Consider the following 13,198-nt stretch of genomic DNA (forward strand, 5'->3'; position numbering starts at 1 on the left):
CAGTTCAAGCTCGACGTTCACAGGTGGTGGAGAAAGTCCTGAACGCAGCGATAGACCCGCAGCGCGTCCGAGTTCTGTCCTGGTCGAAGAAAGAAATCGCTTCCGCAGACGATTTGGTCGGAGTTCCATCCAGCCACTTCCGATTCGCTGAGCACGAGGGAGATTTCCGGAATCCTTGGGTTTCCGCTCTTCAGATGGAGCAGTCCGCGATGGTCCAGGAACGCTCGGCTGCCGCCTGGCCAGAGTGCGCTTTCCAGGCCCTGTCCCGCCTTGGCGAGGCCGGCGATGGAGACCGGGTTGAACCCTAGGAACGGGGCCGAGGCATCGCTGGGAGATGTCTCAGCGAACCGGAGCCTTCCCCCCGCGTCTAATTCCAAGATCCGCTCGGTTCCTTTGCGGCTGCGGATGCGCAACCCGTCGGACAGGGAACCCGATACGGCCTCGATGTTCTTCAGAAGATTCCATTGGGGCAATGGAGGTGCGGGATCCAAGGCTTCCAGATCGTCCAGTGGAGCCCGCATGATCTCCCCTTTGCCGGTGGTGAGATCGAACAAGCTGTGCCAGTTCAAGTCGGGGATGGTCAGGTACACTCGATGTCCATCCCGGGACACATGGACATTGCGGCGATGCGACGACTGACCGATGGGCAGGGGAATTTGGAACCGTTCTCCGCTGGCGAGGGAAATAATCTGACAGAGCTGGTTCAGCACCCAGGGACCTTCACAGCCTTCGCGATCAAAGATGGTCACCACGCTCGAAACGCCTATCGAGGAGGGAAAGGAAACCGGCTCGAATCGCACCCTCCCGCCGTCCCAGCTGACGAAGTGAAACTTTTGGAGCGAGGAGAAGAATCTGCCGCGATGCCATCGGCTGGGACTGGGAGATCGGTCCAAGGGCTGGCCATCCCGCAGCGAGTAAGCGCAAACGTCTCCTTCTCGAATCACCAGAAGCGCATTGCCGGATCGGCAGGCCGCCACGGTGGAGAGTCCGGTGCCCAACTCCGTCACCTGAGGCGGACCGCTCGGTTCGAGGCGGAGCAGACGGCAAGGCCTCTGGGGGCTGCCCGCCTTGAGCAGGCAAACCGTGGCATCGATGCTTTCGAGCCACAGGGTTTTCCCGGGTGGAACTTTCTGGATGAGCAAGTCGCCACCCTGCTCCCGGTCCTGGTATCTGACCAAGCGACGGTCGCTCATGACTGCGAGATACGAGCCCGTGGATTCGCGGGTCCAGTGGCTTACTTTGCCGCACAGCGGCAGTCGCAGCGGGGCTGGCGTCTGCTGGATGAAGGCAGGCAGCTCGGGGTTGGCCTGCGCGCGTCCAGCCTGGGTGGTTGCTCCCGAGTTTGGGAACAGGCGATCCACGTCCAGTTGAGATTCGCACATGGCCTGGCGGGGGAGAAACGGCGGCGCATGGAGTGCAAAACGGCCATCGCGGCTCACCGTCGCGACAAACGCGAGATTTCCCCCATGGCGCTCCAGCAGGGTTCGAAAAGTCGGGTCGCCGAGGGTGTCTTGCTGGGTGATCAGAACCGACTGGAGCGGGGGTTGATGCTCACGGATCACCTGCTGAAAGCTGCGCAGCGAGCCCCCGGGATGAATATCAGGCTCGAGGACTTCCAGATGAGCCAGCAGTCCCCCTTCATGCAGTAGATCGACGGAGGTGATTCCTTTTCGGCCGGCTCGCCACACACGAACCGCCCGGGTATGGGACCCATTGGCTACCATCGCAAGCGCTGCCGCCGTGGCAAAAACCCGAGGCAAGCCCCACATGCGCAGGCCGCAATCCAGAAGCACAGCGAGATCCGACGCCGGTTCGTGCTCGGGAGGATCCCGTCGCAGGAACAGCGCTTCATTCAGAGCGATCCGAGTGGTGAGCGTGAGATCATCATGGGCAAGCTCGCTCAGCAGCAGGCGATCGAGCGGACCTCGATTGCTCAGATCGGAGACCCCTCCGACGGCTGAGTCGTCGTGTTCCCACAGGCGGTGAGGCAGACGAATGGCAGCCCTGAGTTCCTGTGCCGCGCGGGCCAGCATCTGCTGGTCCGGATCCTGGAGCAGTTTGGCCAATAGCTGCCGGGCCGCTTCGGACGGAGGCAGGCCTGGATCTAGGGGCTGAGGCAGTTCGTCCAGTCCGGTCCGCAGCCTGAGGCGCAAGGAGGCCTCAGTTTGACGCCGGATTCCTTTGGCGACCCAGTGGATGTCCTTGAGGAGGTTGCCCTCGGGGATCTCTTCTGAGTTTCCGTTGAGGTCGTCGGAAGTCAGATCGAGGGACAGCAGATCCTCAGGATCGATGCCATCGGCGCCGAGGTGCGGATCGTGGTCCTCGAACACCGCGTCCGCGAGCAGGCATTTAGAGCGGAGCGGTTTGATCAACTCGCGCGGCAGTGAGGCGAGGCGACGTAATTCGCCGAGATCCTCCTTGATCTGGGTTTCGCGACGGATTCGGGAGGCTTGCCGGAGTTGCGCTTTCGCTCCCTCGGTCTGGTCCAGGTTAGTTGGTGACTCGCCGAGCACGTGGACGACCTGTGGGATGAGTCCTTGGCAGGCGGCCAGTAGAAGAACCACGCCCTCAAACGGAGGCAGGCCGCGAGGGGCGAGGCCCTCCAGGATTTCGACCACCTCCTCGCGAAACGCGATCGTGCTGCCATCATGCCAGGCAAGAACCGTGCCGTCATCCTCCCAATGCCAGAGGGATTCCAGGCTGGGTCGAACGTAATCCAGAAGCTGAGATCGGGCATCGATCATGGCGCTATCTGTCGATCCCGGCAGGATGCACGGACGTTGCTTCGGTTGGCGGGGACGAACTGTTCCGACTGGATCCATTGTGCCTGGCCGTCGGGATGCCAGAGCACCAGACGGTGCGGGCTGGTGCCCCACACGCGAGCCAGGCTCGTCGCGCTGATATGGGGGTGCCAGACAAAGCCCAGCGGAATTCCGACACCTTCGACCTCCGTCCATCGCTGACCTGGTAGCGGGGGCAGCGGGGTGCCACGGATCAGAGCCTGCCCGCGGTCGTTGATGGCGAAGCTAAGTCGGGAAAGCCGCAGCTCGCAGGCAGTGAGGGCGTAGGCATCCCAGTCGCTCACGTTGGCCAGGAGGAGGTGGCTGGGAGATTCGATCGAGCAGCGCTTCAGCGAGAGAGAGACAGGGTTAGGAGTTTGACTTGCTGACGTGGTGGGAGGGAGTTTGGGCACCAACCAGTCGGCGATGTTTATCCAGGGTCGGAGGGGGAGATTTTCAGACGGGATTCGCCGTCCCGTCTCCAACAAAAGATCTTCCTCCAACCAAAGGTATCGGGCCTCCACGGGAAGGCCGCGAATGGCCATATCCAAGGCTTCATCCAGATGCCTGGCCCGGGCCCACACGGTGGCATCGGCCACGCACACTTCGACGCCCGGCACCAATCGTAGCGAGGCAAGCGCCCCGGCGTTCTCGAGCGCCAGGCGGATGGCCCACGCCGCGTTCATGCAGCCTGAGGCCGGGTCTTGACCCGAGACCAGAGTTCCGTGGTGAGTTGCTGAAGCCACTCGCGTTTTCCGGAATCCTGAACCCATTGACATCGACCTTCGAGAATCCCCAGACGGTCCTGGATGTAGGAAAGTTCAGAGTCCGGAAGGGTGGGGGATTGAAGCTGGTCGCTCAGGGCTTCGAGATCGCGCGCGAGCGCTTCAGGATCAGGTCCGTCACTGGGGTGGGATCGGTGATGGTCTCCTTGAGCTGCTTCCTCCTTGCCCAGGGTTTGGCTGACCAGGCTGCTCAGGATTTCCTGCTGTTCGAGAGTGTCCCAGATATGCCGGGCGACCCACAGGTCACTGACTCGCGCGGTGACCCGGCTGCACAGGAGGGCGCTCGCTGCAATCGCCCGCTGCAGCTTCACCGCGCGCCGATCGCTGACGCTGATTCCAGCATGGCGGATGCGCTGGATCAGTTCGGCGAAGGGCTGTCGGATCTTTGACAGATCTACCTCAAGAATGGCGGGTTGCAGGGACTTAAGGTCTTCGAAGCGCAACGATGATCGGACCGGGTGATGGGCGGCAAGCCGCCAGCCCGCTTCGAGAACATCCGGCAAGCGCTCTCCGGGAACGTTATCAGAAGTGACCCGGAGCAGAAAGCGATCGAAGAGCGCTTTGAGAGCATCGTCCTCCGGCAGTTGGTTGCTGGCTCCGACAAAGAGAAGCGTCGCCAGGGCCCGGCTCTCTTTCCCTCGGCGAAAAACCCGTTCGTTCAGCGCCACCAACAGTGAGTTCAGAATGGCGCTGTTGGCATTGAGCAGCTCGTCGAGGAACACAAAGGACGCCTCCGGCAGCATCCCTTCGGTGTTGGTCACCAGTTCTCCTTCCCGCAGGCGGCGAATATCGAAAGGCCCGAAAAGTTCGTTGGGCTCGGTGAAACGGGTCAGGAGGTAGTCGAACGACCGACCTTCTAGGCGTGCAGCCAAGTTATTGACCAGGGCGCTTTTCGCAGTTCCGGGCGGCCCCAGGATGAACAAGTTTTCCCCTGCCATCAGGCTAATCCCCAGCAGGTCAATAACTTCACCTTTGCCGACGAAGTCCTTCTTCATCGGCTCCAGGACCTCGGAAACCAGTCTGCTGGCCAACTCGGGTGCGTTTATCATTTCCTGCTCAATCGCTCGTCCGTATCAATAGTCGGAGGATTGAGCGGAAGCTTTAGGGCTGACCCTTACCAGGTCGGCCGCTCGGGCAGGCAACCATCGAATTCTCTGACGAGGTCGGCTTCGTAATCGCCGGCGTACGTTCCCTTGAAGAACCTGTCGAGTCCCTCATGGAGGAGACGGTCCCACGATGCCTCCTCCTTCCCGGGGTTGATGGGAAAGAACAATGCCTGGTTGCCCTTGGCCGCCTTGTGGTCCCCCGGGGCATCGCCGATCATGAGAATCTTCTTGGGGTCGTATTTCCCGGCGGCGGCGAACTTGATATGCTCAGTTTTGGTGCCCATTTCTTGGCCAGCGATCATCTTGACGAACCCATCGATACGATGTTCGCTCCACTCGCGTTTGAGGGCATCCGCTGGTGTTTGGGAGATGCACATGGCATCGGCTTTGAGGTTGAGCTTTTCCAACGTTTGCTGCACCAGCGGGAAGGGCGGTACTCCGTGGACGATGTCCTCGACGGCTTTGTTTACCGCATCGCTCCACACTTTGATGTGGGCCAGATCCTTGTTCCCGCGGGCCACTTCAGCGTTAAGGGTGGCGTTGCCGAGCTTGGTCTCGCGCTTCATCCATTCGTTCAAGCCGGCCATGTCCGGCATCTTCACTTTTCGGGCCTGGACTTGCGGACGTTGCTCCAGGAGCCCGATCGCTTTGACCAGAGCGGGGAATCGATTGGCGCCGCGGTCCTTGGAGTAAAGATTGACGAATTCCCAAACTTCGCGGGCATATTTGCTGACGGCTTGGAGGTGGAAGTTCTTGATGAACATGGGGGTGAAGCACTCCTTGTGCTTGATCTCCATGCTGTCGAAGATGCATCCATCGGAGTCGATTCCGATGAAGAACTCCTTGGAGGGCTTGAAATCACGCAAAACTTGGGCCGCGTCGCTCATGGCTGGTCAGTAGTTGGATCAGGTTTCTAACGGTTTGTTCAGTTATGAGGAGGATACTTGGGCATTCCTGAGCTTCAGTCAACAGGCTCGTTTCCTCGAAAACATCATTCCCTTTTGTTTCGTTTCGGTTACACTGTCAGCATGCATCTCCGTTGTGCCCATCCGTTGGAGTTTTTATGTACGGCGGAGCTGTCTTGTTCATGCCCTGAGTTTTTATTCCTATGAAGTGTCATTCGTTGTGGTTTTCCGTCGTTCTCGCTCTCAGCGTCCTGCCTGTTCGTGCCGAACTGATCATCTCCGAGTTTCTGGCCAGCAACCTGCGCAATCTCGCCGACGAGGATGGTGCCTTTGAGGATTGGATCGAGATCCGAAATACCTCCGAAGCCGCTTTGGATCTACGGGGCTGGTTTCTGACGGATTCAGCGAACGATAAAGTTAAGTGGCAGTTTCCGGCGACCAACCTGAACGCGGGCGCCAGCCTGATCGTCTTTGCATCGGGCAAGGACCGTCGCGTTCCAGGGCTGCCGCTCCATACCAATTTCAAACTGTCACCCGAGGGTGAGTATCTCGCCCTGGTCAAACCTGACCGCCTGACGACCACGACGGTTTTCGCGCCGGTTTATCCGCCCCAGTTCGCGGACGTTTCGTATGGGTTTGGCCTCGTGACGACAAATGTGCCGCTGGTGGTCAACTCAGGCGGTGCCCGACTGTTTATCCCGACGGTCGCCAATGGGGGCGATCTGTTGGGCGAGTCTTGGAAAGGTGGGGCGGAGCCGTTCCTGGCTGATGGCTGGACGCCGGTCGATGGCGGGGCGGGTTACTCGGGTGCAGATGTCAGCCTGGTCTCCCAAGGCGCACTCGCCCTGCGGCTCAATTTTGACGCAGCTCCCGTGAGCAATGTGCTCTTGGACACCAAGCCGGCCGGGACTCCCCGCAATGGCGTCAACCGGGGAGCCGACTGGATCGCCGTTTCTAACGATAGTTCTCAGAACCCGGTCGCCCGCAGCGGCGCAATGGGTTTTGTGGCGGCCAACTCGGACCAGGTGACGGTGGCTGCGAACGCTGATTTCAACCTGGCCCAGGGCACGCTCTCGATGTGGGTGCGCTCCTCTGGTCCTGCGGGCGTGGGGACGGAAGCGGCGGTGTTGTTCGAGCGTCGAACTACCGCCGCGGGCCTGCAGCTCCTGCTTCTGGACGACGGGCGGCTGCGCGTGATCGCGAACTCTGCGGCGGGTGCGGTTCGTAACACGATCACCACCTCTGCTAGTGTCGGTGACAAACGATGGCATCACGTCGCCGTGACCTTCGAACAGGCGGCGGCGGGGAGCATCTCGATTTCAATCGATGGCCAGCCGGCAGGCTCAAGCCTCAATACCGGGGCCTGGGCGTGGCCTACGACGACGTCCCTTGCGTTCGGTAAATCCCAGGAAGCGGCCTCCACCTGGCGTCGGTTCAACGGGGCTCTGGATGACATCCGCCTCTACAACACCGTGCTCAGCAGCGAGCAGTTAGCCCAGATTTATTCGGGTGATGGCGGGGTGGCCCCAGCCGACTACGCCGTAGACCTGACTGCTCCGCTCCGCGGGACCTCCAGTTCCGTTTTCGCGCGTTTCCCCTTCGTGGTCGGAGATCCCAGTGTCATCAGCTCGCTGTTGCTTCGGGTGAAGTATGATGACGGCTACGCCGTCTGGCTCAATGGGAGGCCCCTGGGCCGTTCAAACGTCCCGGATCCGCTGAACTGGGATTCACAAGCGACGGCCGAGCATTCCAGTGCCTTCTCGGAAACCTTAGTCCAAGCGGTCACGCCCGGGCTGCTTCGTTCGGGTACCAATATCCTGGCGTTCCAGGGAGCCAACCTTTCCGCTGGCGATCCCACCTTTCTGCTCAGCGCAGAATTGACCGGATTCGCCATTCTGGACGCTAGTTCCACCCCGCAATATTTCACCCGTCCCACACCGGCGGAGGCGAACGGAGTGGGGGCGAAGGTTACTGGACCGACCATCACTGAGGTGGGGCACAGTCCCAAGGTTCCCCGCGACGACGAGGATCTTTGGGTGACCTCGCGCATCAGCCCCTCCTTCAACAATCTCTCGAATGTGGTGATGCGCTACCGCGTGATGTTCACCAACGAAGTTGTCGTTCCCATGAAGGACGATGGGAGGAGCCATGATGGATTGGCCAATGATGGAGTCTTCGGGGCTGTCATCCCGGCGTCCGCGTCTACCAACGGTCAAATGGTCAGGTATCTGATTAGTGCCGAGGACGTGGCCGGCAACGTATCGCGGTGGCCGCTGTTTCATGATCCAACCGGGTCTGAGGAGTACCTCGGAACCGTAGTGAATCCCAGCTCGGTCAGCAGTCCGCTGCCGGTATTCCATTTGTTTGTCTCCGCCGCCAATCTTCCAAAGATGGACGACGAGGCTACCGGGGGGCGGGTCACCGTCTTCCATGAAGGGGAGCTTTACGACAATGTCCACATGGAGCTGCGAGGTAACACCAGCGCCGGCCTGCCGAAGAAATCGCATCGGGTGGAGTTTCATCGGGAGAAATGGCTTCTGCATGAAGGGCCTGGAGGGAGGGTCCGCAAGACTTCGTTCATCGCGGAGCATCTGGATCCCACCTACATGCGGCAGGGACTGAGCTTTTGGCTGTTGAATGAAAGCGGCACCCCGGCCCCGTTCTACTACCCGGTTCGAATTCAACGAAATGGCGAGTTCTATCAGTTGGCGTCCCATACCGATGTGTTGGGTGAGGATCAGCTTGAGCGCATGGGGTATGATCCCCGCGGGGCCCTGTACAAGGCGGCGGGTAACATTGATCCTAGCCAGTCCAGCACCGGCGGATTCGAGAAAAAGACGCGCACCTTCGAAGGTGTGGCGGACTACCAGGCCCTGGCGGCGGCCATCAATGAGTCGCGTCCATTGGCCACGCGTCGCACAAATGTCTTTGAGTTTTTAGATGTGCCCAATGTGATCAATTATCTCGCCTGCGCGCGCTGGGTGCAGGAGGGCGATGATGTTTGGGCGAACATGAGCATTTATCGCGATTCGGAAGGGGACAAGCTGTGGCGGATCATCCCGTTTGACATGAATCTCTCCTGGGGTGCCCTGTACTATGGTGACGCCCCGGATCGTAATTTCGGAGTCATCTCCACTGACGATGGCAATAAGAGCCATCCACTTTACGGTGGATCGGCGGTTCGGGCGGTTGGCGGCAGCTACAACCAGATCTACGACATCATCATCCAGGTTCCTGAGACCCGCCAGATGCTGCTTCGTCGGATGCGTAGCATCATGGATGAATGGATCCAGCCCCCGGCGACCCATCCGCTCGCCAAGAAATTCGAACAGCGCATCACTTGGCTCACCAATCAAATGTGGACGGATGCCTTCATCGACCGTGCCAAGTGGAAGTGGCCTGATTTGAGCGGACCTTACAGTCTGGGACCCAACCAGTGGTTGACCAACGCCACGCAGGAGTTGGTGGAAAAGTTTATCGAGCCGCGTCGCTACCACTGGTTTGTAACCCACGCTGCGACCAACGTAGCTCGCCCGATCGGCGTGGCCAACAATCGGAACGCGGGTATCCCGGAGTCCCAGTCGGACGACCTGGTGTTGAAATTCGGGGCGGTCGAGTTCAACCCCTCTAGCGGCAATCAGGCGGAGGAGTTTATCACGCTTACCAATCCGAATCCTGTGGCGGTGGATCTTTCTGGCTGGACGCTCAGCGGAGGCATTGAATTTGTTTTTAAGGGCGGAACCGTGATGCCCTCCAACAGCCTGCTTTACGTGTCGCCAGACATCGCCGCCTTCCGCAATCGGACCGTTGGTCCCCGTGCTGGTTTAGGCGTCTTCGTCGTGGGGCCCTATCGTGGACAAATCTCCGCTCGAGGCGAGCCGGTGGCGCTGATGGATCGGAGCGGGCGGGTGGTAGCGACTGTGAACTCCCCGGCCCAGCCCACCATGGCCCAGCAGTTTTTGCGCGTCACTGAGATCATGTTTCATCCTACCGGCGCAGCGGAAGGCAGTCCATACACCGAACGGGATTTTGAGTTCGTCGAGTTAAGGAACACGGGCGACCAGACGCTGGACTTGGGGGGCATTCATTTTACGAATGGCTTGGCTTTCGAGTTCACCGGCAGCGCCGTGACCTCCCTGGGTGCGGGGGAGCGCGTCCTGGTGGTCAAGAATAGAACGGCCTTTCTGACCCGTTATCCCACGGCAACTCGCATCGCGGGCGAGTATGCGGGCACCCTGGACAACAGTGGGGAACGGCTGACTTTGCACGACGGCGTCGGTGAGGTGGTGCTCGATTTTGCCTACAGCCGCACTTGGTATCCCGTCACCGACGGCGCCGGTTTCTCACTGGTGTTTCGCGACGATCGATTGTCGCACTCTGCCTGGGATACCAACTCCAATTGGCGTGCGAGCAGCTTCGATCAAGGATCTCCGGGCGTTGCCGAACCGGCCTCGATCGAGGTCTCTCCGGTTTTGGTGAACGAGATCCTGAGCAATCCCTTGGTCGCCAATGGCGACGCTGTCGAGTTGGTCAACACCAACTCCGTGGCAGTGGACATTTCCGGCTGGTATCTGTCGGATGATTTTCTGACCCCCCGGAAGTACCTCATTCCCGCGAATACAGTGGTGCCGGCGAACAGCGTCGTGCGCATCCCGGAAACCGCCTTCAACTCGAGCCCTGGATCGGCCTCAAGCTTCGCTTTGGGTAGCTCGGGCGATGGCATCTATCTCTTCTCGGCCGACTCGAGTCGCCGGCTGACCGGCTTTGCGCACGGTACGGAATTTGGTCCCTCCCTGCGCGGCATCACTTTCGGCCGGCACCTGAACAGCGTTGGCATCGAATCGTTCCCCCCGCAGCTGACCAACACGCTCGGGACTCTCAACGCCGGTCCGGCGGTTGGGCCCGTGATCATCTCCGAATTCCTCTACAATGCCCCACCGCTTCCTGCTGGGGTGCAGGATTACAATCGGCAGTTCGTGGCGCTCCGAAATGTCAGTCCGAGCGCGGTTCCCCTGTTTGACCCGGCGGCGCGCACGAATACGTGGAGAATTCGGGGAGATGTCGATTTTGACTTTCCGACGAATGTGACTCTCACCGTCGGCGAGCAGGTGGTCGTGGTGGGTTTCGACCCCGCGGTCGATCTCGGATCCGCACAGGCTTTCCGGGCTGATTTCCAAGTTCCCGTTGCAGTGCGGTTGTTCGGTCCGTTCCGCGGCGACTTGGGTAACGGTAGCGGGATCGTTCGTGTGGGGCGTCCCAACCCGCCGACAGCAGAGGGGATTTTTTTCCCGGTCGTGGATGAGGTCGCCTATGATGATCAGCTGCCTTGGTCACCGGCCGCGGACGGTTGGGGTGGGTCCTTGCATCGGCGGGAACCGGCCGCGTACGCCAACGATCCGGCCAGCTGGGTTGCCGCATCGCCATCACCCGGAAGATTGGTCACGAGCGCCAGCGAGCCCCAGATCGTGTCCCAGCCCCGGTCGGAGCAGGTGCTCGCCCTTCAACCGGTGCGGTTTGAGGTATCCGCGATCGGTTCTGATCTCACCTACCAGTGGTTCCTCAACGGCGATTCCATTGACGGAGCTCGCGCCTCTGTTCTCGAGCTGGCCGCGGTGCTGCCCGGCGATGAAGGAAACTATCAAGTCGCGGTGGTTGGCTCTGGGGGGGCAGTGATGAGCGAACCGGCGTTGCTGCAGGTCTCTCTGCCCCTCGCTTTTGCGGTTCAGCCGAAGTCCCGATTCGTAACTGCAGGCACCAATGTGACCTTTTCCGCGCCGGCAGTGGGTGTGGGCGAAGTGCGCTATCAATGGCGTCGTAACGGTCAGCCAATTTCTGGGGCAACCGGCTACGATTTAAGCCTGACGGCGGTTCAGCCGGCGTTGTCAGGAGTTTATGACGTTTTGGCCAGTGACGATCTTGGATCCATTGTGAGTCAGCCTGCCCAGTTGGTGGTCTCCGTGAAACCGGCCTTTGTCTTTCAGCCCCAGGCCCGAACGGTGCTTCAAGGGGAGACGGTGACGCTGTTTACCACGGTTTCGGGGACGACTCCCTTGTGGTATCGCTGGTCTCGAGCGGCGAGGACGATCACGAATCAGTTCAGCCTGAACAACTACGGATTGTTGGTGATTACCAACATTCAGACCAGCAATGCCGGACCTTATACGGTGACAGTGACTAACCTGGCGGGCGCAACCGCGGCCAGTCCTGGCATCACGTTGATCGTGCTAGCCGACGTCGATCAGGATGGGATGTCGGACGCTTGGGAGGCGTTGCATGGATTCAGTAGCCAGACCGCCCAGGATGCGTCTATGGATGCCGATGGCGATGGCGTTTCGAACCGCGATGAATACGTTGCGGGAACAGATCCGCGCAGCAGCGCCAGCCGGCTAAGGCTCAGCGTGGAGCTGCAGTCCCCGGGGGTAGTGATCCGATTCAACGCGATCTCCAATCAAACCTTCAGCGTGCTCTATCGCACCAACCTGGACGCATCCGCTTGGCTCAAGTTGGTCGATGTGCCATCCCGATCCACGAATCGTCTGGTGGAGGTGCGCGAGACCAATGCGGCACCGGATTTGCGACTCTACCAGGTCCTAGCGCCAGCTCAGCCCTAGCGCGTCCTAGTAGGGGGTGATTAAACCCGGGTGAAGGCAGCCTAGATCCCCCTCCGGGGGCGGGGAAGCTGTACAGGGCTCTCCTCGTTTCCCACAAAAGTGAGAACTAAGCAGGTTGTCGGAGATCCTCACTTCTTGGGGTGAGTTCCTTTTGGAGTGCTGTAGGCCTCTACAGCTTTTCAAGACCAGACGCAGTCGGGTATCCCCCGGCAAGACAAACGGATCTCACCCACTTTTGATCACACCCGCCCTAGTAGGCCATCGAATTCCAGGCTTGCATTGACTTGTTTCCGCACTATTTTAGTTGGCTCTTGCTCCTCGGATCGAGGTGCAAACATCTATCGAATTTTATGGCAACAGCGAACGATCTGCGTAAGGGAATGGCAATTAGTTACAACGGTGACGTTTCCGTCGTGTTGGACAGCCAGCATCGCACACCCGGAAATCTCCGCGCCTTTGTGCAGGCAACCCTGCGGAGCATCCGCACTGGCAAATCTGCCGACGTGCGTTTCAGCTCGACTGAAAAGATCGAAGTCATCCCGATGATGACCAAGAAGATGGAGTTTAGCTACCTTGACAATGGCGATTACGTCTTCTCAGACCCGGAGACGTTTGAGACCGTGACCATCACTCCGGAGATCGTCGGGGACGCCAAGAATTACCTGATTGAGAACGCCTCTGTGACGATGACATTGGTGGAGGACAAGGCGGTCTCCATCGAATTGCCGCCCAGCGTGGTGCTGAAGGTGACCGATGCCCCCGAGGGCATCAAAGGTGATTCAGCCAACAACGTGATGAAAACCATCACCGTTGAGACTGGCGTCACCGTTCAAGCCCCCTTGTTCATCAAGCAGGGCGAGAAGATCAAGATTGATACCCGGACCGGTAAATACATGGAGCGGGCCAACTGAGCTGACCCCGCGGGGTGGACCTGATTTTGCTGAAGCGGCGTGAGCGAGAGAATCGCTCCGCCGCTTCTTCGTTTTATGGGCTGGGCGTGGGCCCGGGTGC

6 protein-coding genes are annotated in these 13,198 nt (G+C 59.9%); 2 read left to right on the forward strand and 4 right to left on the reverse strand.

Annotation, left to right across the window (positions count from 1 at the left end; all coding sequences use genetic code 11):
* Positions 1–17: 17 nt before the first annotated feature.
* The 4 genes from JNN07_22755 to JNN07_22770 all read right to left on the reverse strand — a co-directional run bounded on the left by JNN07_22755 (position 18) and on the right by JNN07_22770 (position 5,558).
* The gene (locus JNN07_22755; GenBank protein MBL9170570.1) at positions 18–2,744 is read right to left on the reverse strand and encodes a hypothetical protein; all 2,727 of its coding nucleotides are present in this window, start codon (positions 2,742–2,744) and stop codon (positions 18–20) included.
* Positions 2,741–3,466 (reverse strand): hypothetical protein, encoded by a 726-nt coding sequence (locus JNN07_22760; protein ID MBL9170571.1) that lies wholly within the window; start codon positions 3,464–3,466, stop codon positions 2,741–2,743. The genes JNN07_22755 and JNN07_22760 overlap by 4 nt, the downstream gene beginning before the upstream one ends.
* A complete protein-coding gene (locus tag JNN07_22765) occupies positions 3,463–4,614 on the reverse strand; it encodes an AAA family ATPase (GenBank protein MBL9170572.1) in 1,152 nt (383 codons plus the stop codon). The genes JNN07_22760 and JNN07_22765 overlap by 4 nt, the downstream gene beginning before the upstream one ends.
* A 65-nt stretch (positions 4,615–4,679) precedes the next feature.
* Positions 4,680–5,558 (reverse strand): HAD hydrolase-like protein, encoded by an 879-nt coding sequence (locus tag JNN07_22770; GenBank protein MBL9170573.1) that lies wholly within the window; start codon positions 5,556–5,558, stop codon positions 4,680–4,682.
* A 221-nt stretch (positions 5,559–5,779) separates the two neighbouring features.
* Here JNN07_22770 and JNN07_22775 point away from each other — a divergent pair, with 221 nt between their 5' ends.
* Positions 5,780–12,187, forward strand: coding sequence for a lamin tail domain-containing protein (locus JNN07_22775; protein MBL9170574.1), 6,408 nt, complete (start codon positions 5,780–5,782; stop codon positions 12,185–12,187).
* Between the two features lie 350 nt (positions 12,188–12,537).
* Entirely contained in the window at positions 12,538–13,098 is a 561-nt protein-coding gene (gene efp, locus JNN07_22780) for an elongation factor P (GenBank protein MBL9170575.1), read from the forward strand.
* Positions 13,099–13,198: the final 100 nt, after the last annotated feature.

Source organism: Verrucomicrobiales bacterium (assembly GCA_016793885.1).
GTDB lineage: Bacteria > Verrucomicrobiota > Verrucomicrobiia > Limisphaerales > UBA11320 > UBA11320.